General features: G+C 65.2%; 23 protein-coding genes. 17 read left to right on the top strand and 6 right to left on the bottom strand.

The features are described 5' to 3' along the window. The first annotated feature begins 5 nt into the window (after positions 1-5). The 3 genes from DM995_RS06820 (at position 6) to DM995_RS21155 (ending at position 5,169) form a co-directional block, all read left to right on the top strand. Complete coding sequence (locus DM995_RS06820; RefSeq protein ID WP_116968918.1) at positions 6-3,197, top strand: multidrug efflux RND transporter permease subunit; 3,192 nt, start codon at positions 6-8, stop codon at positions 3,195-3,197. Then, entirely contained in the window at positions 3,194-4,648 is a 1,455-nt protein-coding gene (locus DM995_RS06815) for an efflux transporter outer membrane subunit (RefSeq protein ID WP_116968917.1), read from the top strand. Before DM995_RS06820 ends, DM995_RS06815 begins: the two co-directional genes overlap by 4 nt. Positions 4,649-4,929: 281 nt before the next feature. Beyond that, positions 4,930-5,169 (top strand): hypothetical protein, encoded by a 240-nt coding sequence (locus DM995_RS21155; RefSeq protein ID WP_232824146.1) that lies wholly within the window; start codon positions 4,930-4,932, stop codon positions 5,167-5,169. A 65-nt stretch (positions 5,170-5,234) separates the two neighbouring features. Here DM995_RS21155 and DM995_RS06810 read toward each other — a convergent pair whose 3' ends face one another. Beyond that, positions 5,235-5,837, bottom strand: a complete 603-nt coding sequence (locus DM995_RS06810) for an HNH endonuclease (RefSeq protein ID WP_023839641.1) — start codon at positions 5,835-5,837, stop codon at positions 5,235-5,237. Positions 5,838-6,033: 196 nt separating this feature from the next. Between DM995_RS06810 and gluQRS the strand changes: the two genes are divergently transcribed. The 5 genes from gluQRS to egtD all read left to right on the top strand — a co-directional run bounded on the left by gluQRS (position 6,034) and on the right by egtD (position 10,133). Beyond that, positions 6,034-6,897 (top strand): tRNA glutamyl-Q(34) synthetase GluQRS, encoded by an 864-nt coding sequence (gluQRS, locus tag DM995_RS06805; RefSeq protein WP_116968916.1) that lies wholly within the window; start codon positions 6,034-6,036, stop codon positions 6,895-6,897. Further along, positions 6,894-7,115 carry a hypothetical protein gene (locus DM995_RS06800; protein WP_023839643.1) on the top strand — a complete coding sequence of 74 codons (222 nt, stop codon included), beginning with the start codon at positions 6,894-6,896 and terminating at the stop codon, positions 7,113-7,115. Before gluQRS ends, DM995_RS06800 begins: the two co-directional genes overlap by 4 nt. A 28-nt stretch (positions 7,116-7,143) precedes the next feature. Next, the gene (locus DM995_RS06795) at positions 7,144-7,707 is read left to right on the top strand and encodes a cob(I)yrinic acid a,c-diamide adenosyltransferase (RefSeq protein ID WP_116968915.1); all 564 of its coding nucleotides are present in this window, start codon (positions 7,144-7,146) and stop codon (positions 7,705-7,707) included. A gap of 137 nt (positions 7,708-7,844) precedes the next feature. Beyond that, on the top strand, positions 7,845-9,119 hold the full coding sequence (egtB, locus tag DM995_RS06790; RefSeq protein ID WP_116970353.1) for an ergothioneine biosynthesis protein EgtB: 1,275 nt from the start codon (positions 7,845-7,847) through the stop codon (positions 9,117-9,119). 21 nt (positions 9,120-9,140) lie between these two features. After that, entirely contained in the window at positions 9,141-10,133 is a 993-nt protein-coding gene (egtD, locus tag DM995_RS06785) for an L-histidine N(alpha)-methyltransferase (RefSeq protein ID WP_502696581.1), read from the top strand. A 5-nt stretch (positions 10,134-10,138) separates the two neighbouring features. Here the strand turns inward: egtD and DM995_RS06780 are convergent, their stop codons facing one another. Both DM995_RS06780 and DM995_RS06775 read right to left on the bottom strand, forming a co-directional pair. Continuing rightward, on the bottom strand, positions 10,139-10,801 hold the full coding sequence (locus DM995_RS06780) for an SDR family oxidoreductase (RefSeq protein ID WP_116968914.1): 663 nt from the start codon (positions 10,799-10,801) through the stop codon (positions 10,139-10,141). A gap of 26 nt (positions 10,802-10,827) precedes the next feature. Next, positions 10,828-12,261: a M20/M25/M40 family metallo-hydrolase gene (locus DM995_RS06775; protein WP_023839648.1), complete on the bottom strand. Its 1,434-nt coding sequence runs from the start codon at positions 12,259-12,261 to the stop codon at positions 10,828-10,830. Between the two features lie 91 nt (positions 12,262-12,352). Between DM995_RS06775 and ispG the strand changes: the two genes are divergently transcribed. From ispG to DM995_RS22630, 7 genes are all read left to right on the top strand, one after another. Beyond that, positions 12,353-13,504: a flavodoxin-dependent (E)-4-hydroxy-3-methylbut-2-enyl-diphosphate synthase gene (ispG, locus tag DM995_RS06770; protein WP_116968913.1), complete on the top strand. Its 1,152-nt coding sequence runs from the start codon at positions 12,353-12,355 to the stop codon at positions 13,502-13,504. Positions 13,505-13,515: 11 nt separating this feature from the next. Beyond that, complete coding sequence (locus DM995_RS06765) at positions 13,516-13,995, top strand: GNAT family N-acetyltransferase (protein ID WP_116968912.1); 480 nt, start codon at positions 13,516-13,518, stop codon at positions 13,993-13,995. Positions 13,996-14,121: 126 nt separating this feature from the next. After that, complete coding sequence (locus tag DM995_RS06760; protein WP_116968911.1) at positions 14,122-14,637, top strand: hypothetical protein; 516 nt, start codon at positions 14,122-14,124, stop codon at positions 14,635-14,637. A gap of 75 nt (positions 14,638-14,712) precedes the next feature. Continuing rightward, positions 14,713-15,462, top strand: coding sequence for a hypothetical protein (locus DM995_RS06755; protein ID WP_157973101.1), 750 nt, complete (start codon positions 14,713-14,715; stop codon positions 15,460-15,462). 56 nt (positions 15,463-15,518) lie between these two features. Next, the gene (locus tag DM995_RS06750; protein ID WP_116968909.1) at positions 15,519-15,764 is read left to right on the top strand and encodes an AbrB/MazE/SpoVT family DNA-binding domain-containing protein; all 246 of its coding nucleotides are present in this window, start codon (positions 15,519-15,521) and stop codon (positions 15,762-15,764) included. Between the two features lie 2 nt (positions 15,765-15,766). Then, positions 15,767-16,144 carry a type II toxin-antitoxin system VapC family toxin gene (locus DM995_RS06745; RefSeq protein ID WP_023839654.1) on the top strand — a complete coding sequence of 126 codons (378 nt, stop codon included), beginning with the start codon at positions 15,767-15,769 and terminating at the stop codon, positions 16,142-16,144. A gap of 44 nt (positions 16,145-16,188) precedes the next feature. Then, on the top strand, positions 16,189-16,320 hold the full coding sequence (locus tag DM995_RS22630; protein ID WP_023839655.1) for a hypothetical protein: 132 nt from the start codon (positions 16,189-16,191) through the stop codon (positions 16,318-16,320). Here DM995_RS22630 and DM995_RS06740 read toward each other — a convergent pair. After that, on the bottom strand, positions 16,302-17,045 hold the full coding sequence (locus DM995_RS06740; protein WP_116970351.1) for a ParA family protein: 744 nt from the start codon (positions 17,043-17,045) through the stop codon (positions 16,302-16,304). The two genes, DM995_RS22630 and DM995_RS06740, sit on opposite strands and share 19 nt — an antisense overlap. A gap of 13 nt (positions 17,046-17,058) precedes the next feature. Next, complete coding sequence (locus DM995_RS06735; protein WP_116968908.1) at positions 17,059-18,108, bottom strand: alpha/beta fold hydrolase; 1,050 nt, start codon at positions 18,106-18,108, stop codon at positions 17,059-17,061. 190 nt (positions 18,109-18,298) lie between these two features. Here DM995_RS06735 and DM995_RS06730 point away from each other — a divergent pair, with 190 nt between their 5' ends. Then, positions 18,299-20,455, top strand: coding sequence for a TonB-dependent receptor (locus DM995_RS06730; RefSeq protein ID WP_232824144.1), 2,157 nt, complete (start codon positions 18,299-18,301; stop codon positions 20,453-20,455). A 24-nt stretch (positions 20,456-20,479) separates the two neighbouring features. Here DM995_RS06730 and DM995_RS06725 read toward each other — a convergent pair whose 3' ends face one another. After that, positions 20,480-21,298 (bottom strand): universal stress protein, encoded by an 819-nt coding sequence (locus DM995_RS06725; protein ID WP_023839659.1) that lies wholly within the window; start codon positions 21,296-21,298, stop codon positions 20,480-20,482. Positions 21,299-21,481: 183 nt separating this feature from the next. On the opposite strand from DM995_RS06725, the gene DM995_RS06720 reads away from it, so the two are divergent. After that, a complete protein-coding gene (locus DM995_RS06720) occupies positions 21,482-22,189 on the top strand; it encodes a CoA transferase subunit A (protein ID WP_023839660.1) in 708 nt (235 codons plus the stop codon). Positions 22,190-22,225: the final 36 nt, after the last annotated feature.

Below are 22,225 nucleotides of genomic sequence, written 5' to 3'. Positions count from 1 at the left end.
CGGCGATGTCGCGCATCTTCATCGAGCGGCCCATCTTCGCCTGGGTGCTGGCGATCATCACGATGCTGGCCGGGGTCGGTGCGATCTACCTGTTGCCGATCGAGCAATATCCCGATGTCGCGCCGCCCCAGGTCAACATCCGCGCGACCTTTCCCGGCGCTTCGGCCGAGACGCTGGAAAACAGCGTCACCCAGATCATCGAGCAGCAACTCACCGGCATTGACGGCCTCTTGTATTTCAACTCGAGCTCGACATCGCGCGGACAGGTGACGATCAGCGCGACGTTCGAGAAGGGCACCGACCCCGATATCGCGCAGGTCCAGGTGCAGAACCAGGTGCAGCAGGCGCTCGCCCGGTTGCCGCAGCAGGTGCAGCAACAGGGGCTGCGCGTCACCAAGTCGAACCCCGATTTCCTGTTCATCGTCGGCGTCTATGACGAGACCGACCGCAGCACCAATATCGACGTTTCCGATTTTCTGGTCTCCAACCTGCAGGATACGCTCTCGCGCATCGAGGGCGTCGGCGAAACCAATGTGTTCGGCTCGCAATATGCGATGCGCATCTGGCTCGATCCCGATCGGCTGGCCTCGGTCGGGCTGATGCCGGGCGATATCATCACCGCGATCCGCAACCAGAATACCGAGGTCGCCGCAGGCGAGGTCGGCGGTCTGCCGCAGCCAGAAACCAACCGGCTGAACGCCACCGTGACCTCACAATCTCGGCTGCGCACCGTGGACGAGTTCAAGGCAATCATCCTCAAGTCCGAGCGGACCGGCGCGATCGTCACGCTGGGTGACGTCGCGCGGGTGGAACTGGGCGCGGAAAACTATTCTGCATCGAGCCGGATCAACGGCCATCCGGGCGCGGGGCTTGCCATCTCGCTCGCGCCGGGCGCCGATGCGCTGGCCACCGCCGATCTGGTGAAACAGGCGGTTGCCGATGCCAAGGCGAGCTTCCCGCCGGGTTACAACGTCGCCTATGCCAATGATTCGACGGCCTTTATCCGGCTTTCGATCGAGGAGGTGGTGCAGACGCTGATCGAGGCGGTGATCCTGGTGGTCATCGTCATGTTCGTGTTCCTGCAGAGCTGGCGAGCGACACTGATCCCGACCATCGCGGTGCCGGTGGTGCTGCTGGGCACGTTCGCGATCTTCTATCTCGCCGATTTCTCGATCAACACGCTGACGCTGTTCGGGCTGGTGCTGGCGATCGGACTGCTCGTCGACGATGCGATCGTCGTGGTCGAGAATGTCGAGCGTCTGCTCGAGGAAAATCCCGAGATGACGCCCAAGGAAGCGACGATCCAGTCGATGGGCGAGATCCAGGTCGCGCTGGTCGCGATCGCCGTGGTGCTCTCCGCCGTGTTCCTGCCGATGGCGTTCTTTGGCGGGTCGACGGGGGTGATCTATCGCCAGTTCTCGATCACCATCGTCTCGGCGATGGTGCTCTCCGCGCTCGTCGCACTGATCCTCAGCCCGGCACTGACCGCAACGCTGCTTAAGCAGAAACGGCATGACGGCACCGATGCCGAGAGCGGCCTGCATCGCCGCTGGCCTTGGGGCGCGGACAGGCTGGAGCGCGCGCAGCGCTGGTTCAACCATGGCTTTGCGCGCGGGACCGATCGCTATGTCGCCGCGGTCGAGAAGGTGGTCGATCGCAAATGGATTTTCCTTGCGATCTATGCGGTGGTGCTGGTGCTGCTGGTTGCCTTGTTCGTCCGACTGCCGACCGGCTTCCTGCCGACCGAGGACCAGGGCGCGGCGCGCCTGCAGTTCCGTCTGCCCGCGGGTGCGACTCAGGGGCGTACCCGCGAGGTGCAGCTGGCGATCGAGAAATACATGCTGAACGACGAGCGCCGAAACATCGCGGTGATGTTCAGCGTCGCCGGCGGCGGGCAGGGCGCGGCGGGGCAGAATACCGGCCAGGGCTTCGTCAATTTCGTCGACTGGTCGCAGCGCACCGCGGCGGAAGATTCGGCCGACGCGATCAGCGAGCGCGCGACCGAGGCGTTTTCGGCCTTCCGCGATGCGCAGGTCAACGTGCTGGTTCCGGCCGCCATCCGCGGGTTGGGGCAGACCAACGGCTTCAGCCTGCAGTTGCAGAATACCAGCGGCATGAGCCGCGAGGAGTTCGCAGAAGCGCGTGACAAGTTGCTGGAATTGGCCGAGAACGACCCCCTTCTGGCAGGGGTGCGGCTCGGCGAGCTTCCCGACGTGCAGACGCTGCAGGTCGATATCGACCAGCCCAAGCTCGCCGCGCTCGGCCTCAACCAGAATGACGTGAATACCACGCTCTCTGCCGCCTGGGGCGGGCAATATGTCAACGATTTCATCGATCGCGGACGGGTCAAGCGCGTGTTCGTCCAGGCCGACGCGCCCTATCGCGCGACGCCCGACGATATTGGCCGCTGGTTCGTGCGCGGCAATGACGGGCAGATGGCCCCGTTCAGCGCCTTTGCCCGCACCCGCTGGTCGACCACGCCGACGACACTGTCGCGTTTCCAGGGCTATCCCAGCTTCCAGTATGAAGGGCAGGCGGCGCCGGGCCAGAGTTCGGGCGAAGCGATGGACAGGATCGAGGAACTGGCGAAGCAGATTCCGGGTGTCAGCGTCGCCTGGTCGGGGCTGTCGTTCCAGGAGCGGCTGTCCTCGGGCCAGGCCCCCTTGCTCTATTCGCTGTCGCTGCTCGTCGTCTTCCTGTGCCTCGCCGCGCTCTATGAGAGCTGGACGATCCCTGTCGCGGTGATGCTGGTGATCCCGCTCGGCCTGGTCGGGGCGATATTCGCGGTGACGCTGCGCGGGCTCGAGAACGACGTGTATCTCCAGATCGGACTGCTCACGACGATGGGACTCGCGGCGAAGAACGCCATTCTGGTGATCGAGTTCGCCGAACAGGCCGAAAAGCGCGGCGCGCGGGTGATCGATGCGGCGCTCGAAGCGGCGCGGCTGCGTCTTCGCCCGATCCTGATGACCAGCCTTGCCTTCATCTTCGGCGTGCTGCCGCTGGCCTTGTCGAGCGGGGCAGGCGCGAACAGCCGCATCGCCATCGGCACCTCGGTGATCGGCGGCATGCTGACCGCAACGGTGCTGGCGATCTTCTTCATCCCGCTGTTCTTCGTGCTCGTCCGCCGGACGACGCGCGACACGCTGAAGAAGCTGCACATCGGCGAGCCCAGACCGGGGCAGGGTGCCGCATGAGGCGCGCGGCTCCGCTGATCGCGCTGGCGCTGCTGTCGGGCTGCTCGATGGCGCCCAAATATGTCCAGCCGGACCTGCCGGTGTCCGCCTCCTGGCCGGTGGGCGATGCCTATCTCGCGCAGAACGAGGCGGCGCTGCCGGTGATGAGCTATCGCGAGGTCTTCGCCGATCCGCGGCTGGTGCAGGTGATCGAACAGGCGCTCGCCAACAACCGCAACCTGCGCGTGGCGGCCGCGAATATCGAGGCCGCACGCGCGCAGTTCCGCATCCAGCGCGCCGCGCAGCTGCCGCAGATCAGCGCGCAGGCCAACCGCACGCAGTTCGACAACGGGACCGCCAATCAGAACCGCAATCAGGATGTCGATATCGGCAACAGCCCGACGGCGAGCCGGTCGACCGCGGGTACGCGCTATACCGCCGATATCAGCACCACCGCGTTCGAGCTCGATCTGTTCGGGCGGTTGCAGTCGCTGTCGGACGCCTCGCTCAACCGCTATTTCGGCACCGAGGCCGCGGCGCGCGCGACGCGCCTCACGCTGATCGGCGATGTCGCCGATGCCTGGCTCACCTATGCTGCCGACCGGTCGCTGCTCACGCTCGCCGAGGACACCGCCGCAAACGCGCGTGAGCGAGTGAAGCTGACCCGGCTGAGACTTGATGGCGGCATCGCCCCGCGCACCGATCTGCGCCAGGCCGAACAGATCCTCGCCACGGCCGAAGCCGATATCGCGCAGCAGCGCACGGCGCTGGCGCAGGACATCAATGCGCTGCAGCTGCTGGTCGGTGCGCCGCTCGACGAGGCACTGCTGCCGCGGTCGATCGCCGATGCCGGCGAGGCGGTGCGCGTGCTGCCCGCCGGGATCGATTCGACCATCCTGCTGCGCCGCCCCGATGTGCTGCAGGCCGAATACGAGCTTCGCGCGGCCAATGCAGAGATCGGCGCGGCGCGCGCGGCCTTGTTCCCGCGCATCACGCTGACGGGGCTCGCGGGGCTGGCGAGCAACGCGCTCTCCAGCCTGTTTACCGGCGCGGCCTTCAACTATTCGGTGGGCGAGACGGTGCGCTATTCGATCTTCGCGGGCGGCGCAGCGCGCGCCGGCGTCGCGCAGACCCAGGCGCAGCGCGATGCGGCGCTGGCGGGCTATGAAGGCGCGATCCAGGCGGCATTCCGCGATGTCGCCGATGCGCTGGCGCGGCGCGGGACGATCACCGAGCAACTGCGGGCCAACCGCTCGTTCGTCAATGCGGCGGAGGACAGTTTCCGTCTGACCGACATGCGCTATCGTGGCGGGCTCGATTCCTTCCTCACCAGCCTCGATGCGCAGCGATCGCTCTACCAGGCGCAGCGCACGCTGCTGACCACGCAGCTGATCGAGACGAGCAACCGCGTGACGCTCTACCGCGCGCTGGGCGGCGAGACGGTGGAGCGTCCCGACGTCTCACGGCCCTGATGTCGCGCGTTCCCCTCCCTTGCAGGGAGGGGAACGCGCTCCGTTTCATTGTTGTGATCCGGCCATTTCGCAGACATGCCGCTAACCACCCCCGCTCATCCTGAGCAGCGGGCGCAGCCCGCGTCGTCGAAGGACCCGCGCCTAGGCTGGCCGTTTAGCGGGGCCTTCGACAAGCTCAGGCTGAGCGGAGGTGGGGTGCAGTCATGCTACAATGACGAGAAATCGATTATTCTGTAGATCATCCGCTTGCGGATGGGTGCAATTGAATTACCATCGTGATCATGTCCGTCCTCGCCCAAGCAATGTTGGCCATATTCATCGCTGCAGCGGTTGTGGCGATAGGCGGATGGGCATATGGCACACGATACTGGCTTCCGATGTGGGCGGCAGGTTTTCGCAAGACAGAATGGCGCAGTCTTTACATGCGGCGCGCCATCAAAGGATATTCAGGCTTTATTTTGGCCGTGGGCATCGGCTTTGCCGTTGGTGGCATTGCGGAATATTGGGGAGGCGGTTGGTAGCTGCGCGCCGCTGAGCAATTCGCTTTTGCCTGACGCAAAAATTGGCAGCTCCCTCAACTGCCCCCTCAAGCCTCCAGCTCGACATCCCAATACAGCCAGTCGTGCCAGCTCTCATGCAGGTAGTTCGGCGGAAACGCGCGGCCGCGTTCCTGGAGCTGCCAGCTGGTCGGGCGGATCGGTTGGACCATCAGGCGCATGTTCGCTTGCGCCGGGGTGCGCCCGCCCTTGCGCATGTTGCACGGGGCGCAGGCGGTGGCGACGTTCTGCCAGGTGGTCTTGCCGCCAAGGCGGCGCGGGACGACGTGATCGAAAGTGAGGTTGTGCGGCGATCCGCAATATTGGCAGTGGAAGCGGTCGCGCAGGAACAGGTTGAAGCGGGTGAAAGCGGGATATTCGGACGGCTTCACATATTGCTTGAGCGCGATGACCGATGGGATCTTCATCTGGATCGTCGGGGAGTGCACCTCGCGCTCATAGGTCTCGATGACATCGACCCGGTCGAGGAAGATGGCCTTGATCGCGGTCTGCCACGGCCAGAGGCTCAAGGGGTAATAGCTCAAGGGGGTATAATCGGCGTTCAACACAAGGGCGGGGCAGCTGTCCGGATGCCGGCCTATGTCCGGCTGCGGATCGCGTACCGCCCGTTCGATCAAGTCGGGATGAAACATGGTCGGCTCAAACCCTCTCCCATTCGTCCGCTGCGCTTCCTATAAACCCTGATGCGTGACAGCCCCGTGACAATCCTGAAAGTGCTCGATTTACGGTTAATCAGCATGAGCGTGCGGCCAAGGTCAAGGGGGCGATTCCACAATATATGGTGATAAGTCCGCATATTGCACCCAAGGGACGGAAGGGCGCGCGGTGATGCGCACCCGCTTTGCGCCCAGCCCCAATGGTGCGCTGCATCTGGGCCATGCCTATGCCGCAGCCCAGGCGCACGACCTCGCGCGGCAGCTGGGCGGTGCGTTCCTGCTGCGGATCGAGGATATCGACGGCGTGCGCTCGCGGCCCGAACTCGTCGAGGCGATCCTTGCCGATCTGCGCTGGCTGGGGCTGGAATGGGATGGCGATGTGCTGTTCCAGTCGTCGCGCCTTGCTGCCTATGACGCGGCGCTGGCCGGGCTGAAGGCGCGGGACCTCGTCTATCCCTGCTTCTGCACGCGCAGCCAGATTGCCGCGGCCGGCGCGCAGCCGGGCCCCGAGGGGCTGGTCTATCCCGGCACCTGCCGCGCGCTCTCCATCGGGGAGCGCGCCGATCGCATGGCGCGCGAACCGCATGCCTGGCGGCTCGATGTCCGCAGGGCGCTCGCGCAGACGGGCGCGCTGGTCTGGCACGACATGGGCGCCGGCGAGCAAGCCGCAAGGCCCGCGCTGTTCGGCGATGTCGTGCTCGCGCGCAAGGATGCGCCCGCCAGCTATCATCTCGCGGTGACGCTGGACGATGCGCACCAGCAGGTCAGCCATGTCGTGCGCGGGCGCGACCTGTTCCTCGCGACGCATGTCCACCGGCTGCTCCAGGCGCTGCTGGGTCTGCCGGTGCCGCTCTATCGCCACCACCGGCTGCTCGCCGGGTCTGACGGGCGCAAGCTCGCCAAGAGCGAGGGCGCGGCCGCGCTGGCACTGTTGCGGGAACAGGGGGTGGATGGTCCTTCGCTGCTGGAAAATTTGCGGAAAGGGCTTCTTCCGTCTGGCATTTCCTGGGCTGAGCCCTCATATAGCCTGCCATGAACGTCATCATCATCTTGGGCATTGTCGCTCTGGCAATCATGGTTCTGGTCAGCCTCGTGCGCGGCCTTGTCGCCTTCATCCAGATGACCGAGGAGGACCTCAAAAACCCCGGGGTCGGCCGCAGCCATCAGATGCAGAACAAGATGATGTTCGCGCGCGTCAAATATCAGGCGATGGCGATTGCCGCGGTCGCCGTGCTGCTGCTGGTCAACCGCTGAGCCCTGGGGGCGGCGGGGGCGCAGTACGATGGTCAAGCTCAACAAGATCTACACGCGCACCGGCGACGACGGCACGTCGGGGCTGGTCGACGGCTCGCGCATTCCCAAGCATTCGGCGCGCATGGCGGCGATCGGCGATGTCGACGAGCTGAACAGCGCGCTGGGCCTGGCCGTCGTCGCCCTGGGCGAGAGCGAATTCGCCGCCGATCTGATCCGCGTGCAGAACGACCTGTTCGATCTGGGCGCCGACATTGCGACGCCCGGCGAGGATTTCACCCCGTCCGAAATGGTGCTGCGCATCGTGCCCAGCCAGGTGACCTGGCTCGAGGAGCGCATCGATGCGGTCAACGACAGCCTGCCGCCGCTGACCAGCTTCATCCTGCCCGGCGGCAGCCCCGCCGCGGCGGCGGTGCATCTCGCCCGCGCCATCGCCCGCCGCGCCGAGCGCGCGCTCGTCGCCGCCGCGCACGAGGGATCGATCAACCCGCAGGCGCGTATCTACGTGAACCGGCTGTCGGACTATCTGTTCGTCCTCGCGCGCCGGATCAACAATGGCAACGACCCGCTCTGGGTGCCGGGCGCTTCGCGATAATAGCGTTGTCACACCCGTGCACTGGACGGGTGATTACAGTATCGTCACCCCCGCGAAGGCGGGGGTCCCGCTTTTCGGCTTCGGACAGGATAGCGGGATTGCCGCTTTCGCGGGAATGACGGATAGGGGGTAGAATGATGATCTCCAGCGCTACGTCCTCTCCCGGACGCGCAGTTTCCCGAGAAGCCGACCTCGCTCACCGCTTCGCCCAGATACGCACCCTTACGCTCGATCTCGTCGCGCCGCTGTCGGATGCCGACGCCACCGTCCAGTCGATGGACGATGCCTCGCCGGCCAAATGGCATCTGGCGCACACGAGCTGGTTCTTCGAGACCTTCGTGCTGCGCGATCATGTGCTGGGCTACGAAGCCTTCGATCCGAATTACGCCTTCCTGTTCAACAGCTATTACGAGGCCGAGGGCGCACGGCATGCGCGGCCCCGGCGCGGGATGCTCACCCGGCCCTCGCTCGACGAGATCCGCGCCTATCGCGCGCATGTCGATGCGGCGGTGCAGGCCGCCTTGCCAACGCTCGGTAACGAGGCGCTCGATCTGGTCGAACTCGGGCTGAACCACGAGCAGCAGCATCAGGAGCTCTTGCTGACCGATCTCTTGCACCTGTTCGCGCAGAACCCGCTGCATCCCGCGGTCTGGCCTGCAGTGCCGATGGCCTCGGTCGAGACCGCGCCGCTCGAATGGATCGAGGGGCCGACAGGGCAGGTCGAGATCGGCCATGCGGGCGAGGGCTTCGCGTTCGATTGCGAAGGGCCGCGCCATGCGGTGCTGCTCACCCCCTATGCGCTTGCCAGCCGCCCGGTGACCAATGGCGAATGGGCCGCGTTCATCGCCGATGGCGGCTATGGCGACCCGCGCCACTGGCTGTCCGATGGCTGGGCCTGGGTGAAGGCGGAAGGCATCAGCGCGCCGCTCTACTGGCAGCAGGACGAGGACGGCGGCTGGATGCAGTTCGGGCTCGATGGCCTGCGCAGCGTCGATCCGGCCGCACCGGTCACGCATGTCAGCCTGTACGAGGCGGACGCCTATGCCAGCTGGGCGGGTGCGCGTCTGCCGACCGAGCAGGAATGGGAGACGGTCGCAACGGCGCACGATCCCGTTTCGGGCAACCAGCTCGACCGAGCCGGACCCGTGCGACCGCGCGCCGATGCGGCGGCGGCGATGTTCGGCAATGTCTGGCAATGGACCGGCAGCGCCTATCGCCCCTATCCCGGCTTCCGGGCGGCAGAGGGTGCGGTGGGCGAATATAATGGCAAGTTCATGTCGGGCCAGTTCGTGCTGCGCGGATCGAGCTGTGCAACCCCGCGCGGTTCCGTGCGTCCCAGTTATCGCAACTTCTTCTATCCCCATCAGCGCTGGCAGTTCACCGGTCTCAGGCTCGCCAAGGACCTCAGCTGACCCCGCACAGGAGACTCTCTCTTGGCTACCCTGATCGACTCGCCCGAAGCCCAGACCGCAGCCGCATCGGGTGAAGCCGACCCCGCCTTCCGCGCCGACGTTCTAGCCTGTTTCCGCGACACGCGCCGCGCGATCCCGGCGCGTTGGTTCTACGACAAGACCGGCTCCGAACTGTTCGAGGCGATCACCGACCTTCCCGAATATTACCCCACCCGCACCGAGACTGGCTTGCTCGAGCGCTATTGCGGCGAGGTGGCCCAGATGGGCGGCAAGGGCCGTGCGGTGGTCGAGTTCGGCTCGGGCTCCTCGGTCAAGACCCCGCATCTGCTGCGCGCTGTACAGGGCAAGCACTATGTGCCGATCGACATTTCGGGCGAGTTCCTGCGCGAATCCGCCGCTGCGCTCGCCAGTGACTTTCCGGACCTGGCCGTGCACCCGCTCGAGGGCGATTTCATGCGGCCGCTCAAGCTTCCCGAGGCGGTGGCAGGCGAACCCAAGCTGGGCTTCTTTCCCGGTTCGACCATCGGCAACATGGTCGCGCGCAGCTCGCTCGACCTGCTCCGCTCGATGCGCGAGACGCTGGGCGTCGGATCGCTGCTGCTGATCGGCATGGACCGGATCAAGTCTCCCGATATCCTGATCCCCGCCTATGACGATGCGCAGGGGGTGACCGCGCGGTTCAACCTCAACCTGCTCCACCGCATCAACCGCGAACTGGAAGGCACGATTCCTGTCGATCGCTTCCGCCATGTCGCGCGCTGGAACGACGGCTATGCCCGGATCGAGATGCACCTCGAAGCGATGGAAGACCTGAGCTTCACCGTGCTCGGCGAGCGCTTCTCGATGCGCCAGGGCGAGACCATCCATACCGAAAACAGCCACAAATACGGCCCTCGCGACGCGCGACTGCTGCTGCGCGCGGGCGGCTGGACGGTGCGGCACGAATGGACCGATCCCGACGATTGGTTCGCGCTCATCCTGGCAGAGGCGAAGCCGTTCCAGACGGCGCCCTGATCGCGTTACCAGTCGAGCCGATTGCCCTGATAATCGAGAAAGGCGCCGCTATCCGCGACGCTGAGCCTGGCGATCACCTTGCGATAGCCGCCGATGCTGGTTGATGGATCGATCTGCGCGCCCGGGCCGCCCATATCGGTCTGCACCCAGCCGGGATGGATCATCGCCAGTGTCAGGCCGCTGTCCTTCCAGTCGATGGCCAGCGAGCGCCAGGCCGCGTTGAGCGCTGCCTTGGAACTGCGATAGGCAAGGATGCCGCCGCTGTCATTCGCGGCAATGCTGCCCAGGATCGAGGACAGCGCTACCATCTTGCGCTGGTCCGAGGCGAGCACATTGGGCTTGAGGCGCAGCGCCAATTCGGTCGGCGCGATGACATTGGCGAGGAACGTCTCGGACCATTTCTCCCGGTCGAACTGCTGCGGGCCCAGAATTCCGGCATTGGCGATCAGCACATCGATCGCGCGGTCGCCGATAGCGGCCTTCAACTCCTCCAGCGCTTGTGGGTTCAGGGCATCATAGGCGTGGATTTCAGCGCCGGTGGCGGCCAGCGCTTCCGCCGCTTGCGGATCGCGCGCGGTCGCAACGACGGTCCAGCCATCGGCGGCATATTGCCGGGCAAACTCCAACCCGAGACCGCGATTGGCACCGGTAATCAGCACTGTAGGCATGGACTTGCTCCTTGTGCGGGCGGAGATCAGCCCGCCAGCTTCTTCATGACCAGATACCAGTGGTCGAGACCCTTGTAGAAATCCTCGACGCGGATGCGTTCGTTGAGGCCGTGCGCGAAGATATCCGCGCTGCGCATCGCGGCATTGCCGATGCCCACGGTGTTCATCCCCAGCGCGCGATAGTGCATGCCGTCGGTGCCGCCCGACGACAGCTCGGGCACGATCGGAAGGCCGGGATAGCGCGCATCGAGGCTGGCCATGATCGCGGCGCGCACCTCGGGCGTCAGCGTGGATTCGGGGCTCTCGACCACATCGGTCATCAGCTTGAACTTCACGCCGTCATTGCCGATCGCCTTGGCGAGCGCGGCCTGGGTCGCTGCCGCGCCGCCCTCGCCGGGCATGATGCGGCAGTTGACCGTCGCGGTCGCCGATTGCGGCAATGCGTTTTCGGCATGGCCGCCGCGCAGCATGGTGGCAACGCACGTGGTACGCATCTGCGTCGAGATGCCAGGATCGGCGAGCAGCTTGGCGCGCGGGGCGGGGTCTTCCGGATTGGCGGCAAAGGCCTGCATCGCCTGGCCCATCTCGCCCGGCGTCAGCTTGCCCATCGCGGCGAAATAGCTGCGCACCAGGGGGCTCGCATTGACCGGAAAGCGATGGGCCTGGATCTTGCCGAGCGCCTGCGCGAGTTCGTAGATCGCATTGTCGGCGCGCGGGCGCGACGAATGGCCGCCGGGATTGGTGACGGTGAGCTCGAACGTCGCGAAGGTCTTCTCGCCCGCCTGCACCTGGTACATGACCGGCTTGAAATCCTCGGTCATCGCCACGCCGCCGGCATCGCCGTTGAGCACCAGCGCCGGCTTGATCGTTTCCGCCACCATCTTTGCCTGCGCGCGGGTGGAGATCATGCCGGTCTCCTCGTCGCCCGAGAAGACGAGATACATATCGCGCTTGGGCGCCCAGCCTTCCTTTTTCAGCCGGATGAAATTGTGCGTGAGCGTCGCGACACCATATTTGTTGTCGAGCGATCCGCGACCGAAGAAATAGCCGTTTTCCTCCACGAGCTTGAACGGAGGGCGCTCCCAGTCCTCGGGCAGCGCCTCGACCACGTCCATATGGCCCAGGAACACGATCGGCCCCGCCTTGGGCTTGCCCTTGGCGGCATAGCGCACCACCAGCCCCTGGGTGGGCTCGCCCTCGCTGTCATAATCGGTGATCGTGATGTCGCTTTCGGCGAAACCGGCCTTGAGCAGCTGCTCCTTGAGATAGCCGGTCATCACGCCCATCTGCTTGTGCCCGCGCGCGGTGCGGATGCCGACGACATCGCTGTAGAGCTGGCGCGCGGCGAGTTCGTTGGGCGTGCGCTGCGGGGCAGGGGCCTGCGCCGTGGCAGGCAGGGTCGTCGCTGCTGCAAGAGCGGCCAGGCCCGTGGCCAGCGCCAGGTTCATCACGGTTTTCATGGTATTCAGCGTCCCCTTTTCTATCGCCCGCGCATCTCGCCAAAGCCGGTCGAAGCGACTATAGCGTCCGCATACTCTTGGAGAACAATTCATGTCGGCCCACAACCCCTCTTTGCGACCCTGGCGCGATATCGATCGGCGCAAGTGCCGCCAGATCATGGTCGGCAAAGTGCCGGTGGGTGGCGATGCGCCGGTCAGCGTGCAGACGATGACCAACACGCTGACCTCCGACGCGAAGGCGACGATCGACCAGATCCGCCGCTGCGAAGAGGCCGGGGTCGATATCATCCGCGTCTCGTGCCCCGATGTCGAATCCACCGCCGCGATGAAGCAGATCGTCCGCGCCTCGCGCGTGCCGATCGTCGCGGACATCCATTTCCACTACAAGCGCGCGCTTGAAGCCGCCGATGCGGGCGCGGCGTGCCTGCGCATCAACCCGGGCAATATCGGATCGTCGGAGCGCGTGCGCGAGGTGGTCAATGCCGCCAAGGCCAATGGCTGTGCGATCCGCATCGGCGTCAATGCAGGGAGCCTCGAGAAGGACCTGCTCGAGAAATATGGCGAGCCGTGCCCCGAGGCGCTGGTCGAAAGCGCGCTCGACCATATCAAGCTGCTGCAGGACCATGATTTCCACGAGTTCAAGGTCGCGGTGAAGGCGAGCGACGTGTTCCTCGCGGTCGCGGCGTACCAGCAGCTCGCCGACGCCGTCGATTGTCCGCTGCACCTAGGCATTACCGAGGCGGGCGGGCTGATCGGCGGCACGGTGAAGAGCGCGATCGGCATCGGCAACCTGCTCTGGGCGGGCATCGGCGATACCATCCGCGTCTCGCTCTCCGCCGAGCCTGAGGAAGAGGTGCGCGTCGGTTTCGAGATCCTCAAATCGCTCGGCATCCGCACTCGCGGCGTTCGCATCGTCAGCTGTCCCAGCTGTGCGCGCCAGGGCTTCGACGTGATCCGCACCGTGCAGAAGCTGGAGGAGCGGCTGCAGCATATCAACACGCCGCTGTCGCTTTCGGTGCTCGGCTGCGTCGTCAACGGCCCGGGCGAGGCGCGCGAGACGGATATTGGTCTCACCGGTGGCGGCAAGGGCAAGCACATGGTGTACCTGTCGGGCGTCACCGACCATACGGTCGAGGACGAGGACATGGTCGAGCATATCGTCAGGCTGGTCGAGGCCAAGGCGGCCGAGATCGAGGCGGAGGCGAGCGACGCAGGCAATGCCGAGCCGGTCGCGGCGGAATAAGCGGACCCGACATGACCGTCCGTATCCGCCCCGCCCGCCCGGGCGATGAAGCCGCCATCCTGCGCATGGTCATCGCGCTCGCAGTCTACGAGCGCGAGCCCGATGCTGTAAAGGCGACCGAGGAATCGCTGCGCGCGACACTGTTCGGCGAGAACGCACAGGTGTTCGCGCATATCGCCGAACGCGACGGCGATCCGGTCGGGCTGGCCTTGTGGTTCCTCACCTATTCGACCTGGACCGGCGCGCCTTCGCTCTATCTCGAAGACCTGTTCGTGGCCGAAGCCGCGCGCGGTACCGGAACCGGGCGCGCGCTGCTGACGGCGCTGGCCAAGGAAGCCAGGGCGCGCGGCTGTGCGCGGATGGACTGGGCGGTGCTCGACTGGAACGAGAAGGCGCGCGCGTTCTACACCCATATCGGCGCGCACCATTCGAAGGGCTGGGAGCCCTGGCGGATCGAGGGCGAGGCGCTCGACCGTCTCGCGGCCGGCTGACCGCCGGCACCCTGTACAGCCGTACAGGGCGGCCCGATTGCGCTTTGCCGCCGGGGCGCAGCCCCCTAGTTTCGCGTCCGGATCGCAGGGGAGGGCCTGCGACGGGATCGAGATGGGGAAATTGCGATGAAACCGATCAGCCTGCGCCTTCTGGGCGTGACGATGATGGCGTCTGCGCTTGCGGCGTGCGGCGGCGAAAAGGCGGCAGAGGCGCCTGCCGAGGGTGAAGCCACCGCTGAAGTGGCGCCTGCTGCCCAGGGTCCGCTCTGGGCGGTATCGGCCGAAGAGGGCAAGACCGTGATGTCGCTGGTGGAAGGCGCAGACAAGACGCTCGCGACGCTGAAATGCGCCAATGGCAGCAAGACGGTGGAGTTCGAAGTCCCCGGCTTCGCCCGCATCCCCGAGGACATCGCGCTCACCCTCGCCCCCGATGGCGGCGAACCGGTGCTGAGCATCATGGTGCCCGCAGGTGGCGACGGCTTTGCCAGCGGCAGCGCGCCGCTGCCCGACAATTTCAAGGCCGCCTTTGCCGGCAAGCAGGTGCTGTCCTTCGGCATGAACACCATCAACGTCGGCACGCCTGCCGAGGGCGAGGCCGATACGTTCGTCACCTTCTGCGCACAGGGCGAAAGCGAAGGCTGACCTTTTCCGGCAGATCCGGACCCTGCCTGCTGGGGGCGCGGGGACCGGATCTGCCCGCTCACCGGGAGAATTGCGATGCGTGGTACATGGATGCTGGTTGGCATGCTCAGCCTGTCGCTGATGGGCTGTGGCGGCGGGGCCGACGACAAGGCGGCAGCAGGTGCGGACAAGACCGCCGATGCCGCATGCGCCGACGATGGCGAGAAGCTCAAGCTGACCGGCCTGTGCAAGGGTCGCGCCGTCAATTACATGAACATGGACGCGAGCGCATCTCCGCAAGCGCCCGATGGTTGCGAATGGCAGGTGATGGAGGCCGCGCTCCCCGCCGACGAGGTGCTGCTCTATCGCGGTCTGGTCTGCGGAAGGAAGGCGGCGGAAATCGAGATCGCGGGCGGCGCCGAGCGCGCCGAGGTGAAGCTGATCAAGTCGGCCATGTCGGACGAGATGCCCGAGCCGTTCACCATCGGCTATCTCTATACCGCAGAAGGCGAGCCGGCGCAGGCGATCACCCAGCGCGCGCGCTCGGTGATCGAGGATCCGAAGGAGGCGGCGAAGTGCAACGCCCGGCCGGCGAATATCGAAGGCTGGCCCAAGGATGCCTTTGTCGTCGATACCGACCCCAAGGGATCGAATACGGCGGACGGCAGCCCGGTCGCGGTGTGCGGCGACCTTGGCTATTTCGATGAAGGCTTCCGCTTCTGGCGCGCGGCGCAGGGCTTTGCCTGGTTCTTCGACTTCGGACAGGATTTCGCTGAAATCGACCCGGGCTCGCTGACCATCGTCGCCAAGGATGCCGAAGGCAACTGGGGGGCTACCGACCAATAGGGTCCGTTGAGTCAGTTTGGGTCCTGTGATACCATCCAGGACCCAAGGAGGCACGCATGACCTATTCGGCCAAGATCATTAAGGGCGGCAAGATCGTCATCCCGGCGGAACTTCGCCGCGAGCTCGGCTTTGCGGAGGGTGATCGCGTCTACCTCGAACGAAGGGAGGATGGCGGTATCATCGTCCGATCGCATGCAGACCTAATCCGCGACTTGCAAAGGGCGGTGCGGGAAAGCATCACCAAGCCGTTCACAGTTGACGACTTTCTCGCCGAAAAACGGGCTGAAGCGGCGCGAGAGTAATCGTGGCTGTTTTCGACACGTCTGCCGTGTTGGCTATTCTGCTGGGCGAACCCGGCGGCGACACGGCAGCCGCGCAACTGATCGACAGCCTTGTCAGCACAGTGAATGTCATTGAGGTGCTGACACGCCTGGTCGATGGCGGAGCGACGGTATCGAAAGCAGAGGCATTCTTCTTGCAGCTGGGTTTGCAGGTTGTCGATCTCGATCATCACCAAGCCATCGACGCCGCAGGCTTGCGCGCAGCCACTCGCCATCGCGGCCTTTCGCTGGGCGATCGGGCCTGCCTGGCACTGGCGCGGCGCGAAGGATTGCCGGTGCTGACCGCGGACCGGCAGTGGGAAGGCCTGGATGTCGGCGTGGACATCCGTCAGATCCGCTAGACCGCTTTAACGCGATATTAGCAATCGCGGCGCATCCTTTGCCCATGCGCAAAGCCATCGCCATCGCCGCCCGCCCTTCGCAAGCCGATACCGGCTGGTTCGCGGTGCTGCGCTTCGTGCTCGTTTCGGGCTGTGCGAGCGCGCTTATACTGGCGCGTTATCCGCTGCCCTTCTGATCGGCGAGCTTGCGCTCGATCCCCTGCCATAGCCTTGCATAAGCCTGCGCCGCCGGGCTTTTCGCGTCGAACGCCCCCACCGGAAGCCGCTCTTCCGCCATCCGCTCGACCGCGCTCGCCATCGGGATGACCGGCCAGTCGGGATAGGCCTCGAGCGCCTGCTTGTGCAGCGCGCGCCTGCGATCGACCATCACGAACACCGGCAGCATCGGCGCGCGGCGTCCGGACTTGCCGTCGAGATAATGCTGCACCTCGGCAAAGGCGCGCTGCGACAGCGGCGAGGGGATGATCGGCACGATCACCAGATCGGCTGCGCGCAGCACCTGATCCGAAGTCTCGCTGAGCCCCGGCGGGCAATCGAGCACGATCCGGTCGTAATGCTTGCCCAGCCCTTCGATCAGCTTTTTCAAGCGCTTGGCCTTGCCGATCTCGAACAGCATCCGGTCGAGCCCGCGCAACGAGTGGTCCGCAGCGAGCAGGTCGAGCCCCGGAATGCGCGAGGGCCGCACCAGCTTTTCGGGCGAGACATCGCGTGCGAAGATCGAGCGCGCCTCGTCCTTCATCGCCTTGTCGTCGCCGATCAGATGGCTCGCGGCCCCCTGTGGATCGAGATCCCATAACAGGGTGCGACGCGAGGACAGGACCGCCGAGCACCAGGCCAGATTGACCGCGCTGGTCGTCTTGCCCACGCCGCCCTTCAGATTGTAGACGGCCACGCTGTGCATCCGGTCCCCCATGTCAGCCCCCCGTTTGCGTTACCCCGGTATTGACAGGTGCAGCGGCAACAGGCGCAGTCACCGGGCTAGCGATGGATTGTGTCGCGGGTGTTGCAGTCCGGTTCAGACCCGTCTTTTCAAGCCAGGCGCGGAAATCGGCCACGGTGCGCTTGGGGTCCTCCTCCATCGGAATATGGCCCAGATCATCATAGGTGACGAGCGTGTCGTTGGGCAGCTGCCGCGCGAACCAGGTGGCGTTGGGAAGCGGGATCAGCGTGTCCTTCTTCCCCCACAGGATCAGCGACGGCATGGTCAACCCGGCAAATTCGACGGCCGTCGCAGGCTTGCGCGGGAAATCGCCGCGCGCGACGGTCGCCTCGCGATTGCCCGGATGGCGCAACAGCCTCCAGTAGAGATCGACCATTTCGGGTGTGACCTTTGAAGGATCGCCGACGCTCTGCTGCAGGCTCTGCTCGATGATGCTGCGGGGGGTGAAGATCTTGAGGACCGGTCGCACCGCGGCGCTTTGTGCAAGCTGAAACCCGATCGGAACCCTGGTCGGCTTGGCCTCGGGCGCGCCCGAAGCATCGACCAGCACCAGCCCGGCAACGCGCTGCGGATATTTCAGCGCGATGTTCCACGCGACCCAGCCGCCCATCGAATTGCCCGCAACGACATAGCGGTTGATGCCCAGCGCATTCATCACCTCCGCCCCGGTATCGCGAAAGGCCTCGGTGCTGTAATCGCGCTTGATCTGCGCGCCGGTCAGTCCGTGCCCCGGCTGGTCGTATCGCACGACGCGATAGTCGCGCTTGAGGTCATCGGCCCAGCCCTGCCAGGTGTGCAGCGAGGCATTGGAGCCGTGGATCAGCAGGATGGCGGGCGCATCGCGCGGGCCCTCGTCGCGGATATGCACGCTCTGACCGTTGGGCAACTCGATGAAGCGCGAAGGGGGACCGCCATATTGCGCCTGCAGCTCGCTCGGCTCGATATCGGGCGCATAGCTCCAGATGCCCAGCCCGATGATGGCGACGACCAGCAGGATGAACAGCCATTTCAGGAATTTGAACATCAGGTAAGGGTCCTCGCGCCATCAACGGCCAGATCGCATGCTAGTGCCAATGGCCCATCAAGACCAGCGCATTGCCTGACCCCGGCCCGCGCGCAACGGTTCGTCGCAATTTTCCATTGCAGTTAAGAATGCTTATCATTAGTGCGCCCGCATTGAGAACGAGAATCGCTGCCAGACCAAGGCGGCGGCCATGAGGTGGTGTACGATGCTCTTGAAGTCACGTTTGCTGGCGGCTGCCGGCGCGGTTTCGTTCCTTGCGCTCGCTGCGCCGGCTGTTGCGCAGTCCTCTGGCGATGCCGGCCAGGGCGAAGACGCTGCAGCAGACGACCAGCGCGAAATCATCGTGACGGGGCGCAACGAGGGCTATCTCGCGCTCGACATCGTGCGCGCGGCCAAGACGCCGACGCCGCTGGTCGACATTCCCCAGGCAATTTCGGTCTATACGCGCGAACAGATCGAGGATCAGGCGCTGCAGGATCTTGCCGATGTGCTGCGCTACACCCCGGGTGTCTCGTCGAACCAGGGCGAGGGGCACCGCGACCAGATCTCGATCCGCGGCCAGGATACCACTGCGGATTTCTTCGTCGATGGCATCCGCGACGACGTCCAGTACTATCGCCCGCTCTACAATCTCGAGCGTGTCGAGATACTCAAGGGATCGAACGCGCTGCTGTTCGGGCGCGGCGGCGGTGGCGGCGTGGTCAACCGCGTGACCAAGACCCCGGTACTGGGTGAATCCTTCTTCGGCGGATCGGCCTCGGTCGATACGTTCGGCGCATTTGCGCTCACCAGCGACATCAATGCGTCGCTCGGCGATAGCGCCGGGGTACGGCTGAACGCGATGTACGAGGAGTTCGACAGCCATCGCGACTTTTTCGGCGGAAACCGCGTTGCGATCAATCCGACCATCGGTGCGGCGCTGGGCGAAAGGACGCGGCTGCTGCTGTCCTATGAATATGTCGATGACGATCGCATCGTCGACCGCGGCATCCCGGCGACCACCGGCGGCACCGTCGCCGCTCCGGCGCGTCCGGTGCGCGGCTTCTACCGCACGTTCTTCGGTTCGCCCCAGCTCAACACCACCACGCTGACCGCGCATATCCTGCGCGGACGGCTGGAGCACAGCTTCACCGATACGCTGCGCGCCGATCTCACCGTGCAATATGCCGATTACGACAAGGCCTATGGCAATCTCTTCCCGACCGCGAGCAATCTCGCCGCCGGCCGCGTCACGCTCGATTCCTATCGCGACGCGCAGCAGCGCGAGAATGTCTTCGTCCAGGGCAATCTAGTCTGGACCGGCCGGACCGGCCCGATCAGCCACACGCTGCTCGCCGGGTTCGAATATGGCGACCAGCAATCGGCGAACCAGCGGCAGAATGGCCGCTTCGCCACCAGCGGCACCAATGTCACGACCTTTGCCTTTAGCGATCCGCTGGTCATCCCCGCGATCAGCTTCCCGGTGAACAACCGAAACACGCGATCGCAAGTCAGCGTGTGGTCGGTCTATCTTCAGGATCAGATCGGCATCGGCGATCATTTCGATATCGTCCTCGGCGCGCGCCACGACCGGTTCGAGATCGACGTGAACGACATTGTCGCGAACCGCCTGCTGTCGCGCACCGATAGCGAATGGTCGCCGCGCCTGGGGCTGATCTTCAAGCCGGTCGAGGCGATGTCCTTCTATGCCAGCTATACCAAGACCTTCCTGCCGCGTTCGGGCGATCAGTTCCTGTCGCTGACCCCGGCCCAGGCGACGCTTGCGCCCGAATCCTTCGACAATTACGAGTTCGGCGCGAAATGGGACATTGCGGAGAATCTGCGCGTCTCGGCGGCGATCTTCCAGCTCGACCGCGAGAATGGCGTCGTGGTCGATCCGGCCAACCCCGCCAATTCGATCATCACCGGCAGCCGCACCCGCGGTTTCGAGGCGCAGTTCACGGGGCAGATCCTGCCCGGCTGGCAGGTCAATGCCGGGTACAGCTATCTCGATGCCGATGAGCGCGGCCGTGTCGTCGCAGGCGTGGTCGACAACCGCAGGATCGGACAGGTCCCGCGCCACATGGCGAGCCTGTGGAACCGCTATGACGTGAACGAGCGGCTGGGCTTCGGCCTCGGCGTCACGCACCAGGCGAGCCAGTTTGCCAGCATATCGAACACCGTGCGGCTGCCCGCATTCACCCGGGTCGATGCGGCGCTGTTCTTCAGGCTGACCGACCGGATCGAGGCGCAGGTGAATGTCGAGAACCTGTTCGACACGCGCTATTTCCCCGCCTCGCACAACGACAACAACATCACCACCGGCGAGCCGATCAACGCCCGCTTCACCGTCCGCGCGCGTTTCTGACGCGCGCGGCCCTGCTGTTGGCGATCAATGCGCCAGCAGCAGCGGGATGTTCGAATCCTTGAGGAAATAGCGCGTCACGCCGCCGAGCAGCGTTTCGCGCAACCGGCTATGGCCGAACGCGCCCATGACGAGCAGGTCCGCGCCGATCTCGCCCGCGACATTCTCGATGATCTCCTCGATCGAGAGCAGGCCGCGTTCGCGCTCGATCAGCTCGCTGCACACGCCGTGCCGCGAGAGATATTCGCATGCCTCGGTCGAGGGGAAGCCGCCCGCCTTTTTGGGCTCGACCACCGTCACCAGATGCACCGACCCCGCGTTTCGGAGCAGCGGCAGCGCCTGGCGCAGCGCATTGGCCGCCTCGTGGCTGCCGTCCCAGGCGATCAGGATTTTCCCGCCGGTGTGGAGCGACTTGAGCGTCGTCGGTACCGCCAGCACCGGGCAGCGCGTCTCGACCGCGACATCCGCGATCGACAGCAGCGGATGCGGGCGCACGTTGCGCTCGGCATTGTCGAGCGACAGCACGATGACATCGGCCAGCCGCGAGGCGCTGATCACCGCCTGGGTGACGTCGCCGTCATAGGCGGTCCAGTCCCAGGGAAGGCCTTCGATGTTCATCTGCGCCTCGACGATCGCGCGGACCTTTTCCTCGTCGGCGCGCAGCTGTTCGAGCATGCCGGCAGGGACATAGCTGCCGCCCATCGGGTCCATCACGATGAACCCGGACAAGGGCGTCGCCTGCAGAAAGGTGATATGCCCGTTTTGCGCGCGGGCAAGGTCCAGCGCCACCTGCAAACGGGATTCGAATGCCTTGCCGCCATCGGCATAAACCAGAATGGATTTCATCACGCGCTCTCCTCTTTCGACGTAACCAAATTGCGCCGGAAGCGGACCCAAGTGCATTGATTCAAATCAAGCGGTGCTGGAAAAAGCCGGGGCGGGGCGCTAGGCGGAAACGGGACGCTCGAATCATCCAAGGTGGCCGTCCGGTCGCCGATCCAAGACCCTTTTGACTGGGAGACATCCGTCATGCAGAAAATCTATCCCGACGCCGCATCCGCTCTGGAAGGTCTGCTGTTCGACGGGATGCATATCTGCGCAGGCGGTTTCGGCCTGTGCGGCATTCCCGAACGCCTGATCGACGCGATCCGCGACGCGGGGACCAAGGATCTCACCATCGCCTCGAACAATGCCGGGATCGACGGCGAGGGGCTTGGCAAGCTGCTGCGCACGCGCCAGGTGAAGAAGATGATTTCCAGCTATGTCGGCGAGAACAAGGAGTTCGAGCGGCAATATCTGGCAGGCGAACTGGAGGTGGAATTCTGCCCCCAGGGCACGCTCGCCGAACGCTGCCGCGCAGGCGGTGCGGGCATTCCCGGCTTCTACACCAAGACCGGCGTCGGCACCCAGGTCGCCGAGGGCAAGGAGCACAAGGAGTTCGACGGCCAGACCTATATCCTGGAGCGCGGCATCTATGCCGACCTGTGCATCATCAAGGGCTGGAAGGCCGACAAGTCGGGCAACCTGATCTTCCGCAAGACCGCGCGCAACTTCAACCAGCCGATGGCGACCGCGGGCAAGATCTGCGTCGCCGAAGTGGAGGAAATCGTCGAGACCGGCAGCCTCGATCCCGATGCGATCCACCTGCCTGGCATCTATGTGAAGCGCCTGATCTGCGGCGCGCCGTACGACAAGAAGATCGAATTCCGCACCGTCCGCGAACGGGCGGCAGCGTGATCAGCGCAAGCCCTCTCCCCTCCCGCTGGCGGGAGG

This window comes from Blastomonas sp. UPD001 (assembly GCF_003426715.1).
Classification (GTDB): Bacteria; Pseudomonadota; Alphaproteobacteria; order Sphingomonadales; family Sphingomonadaceae; genus Blastomonas.
This window is presented reverse-complemented; position numbering and strand designations above follow the sequence as displayed.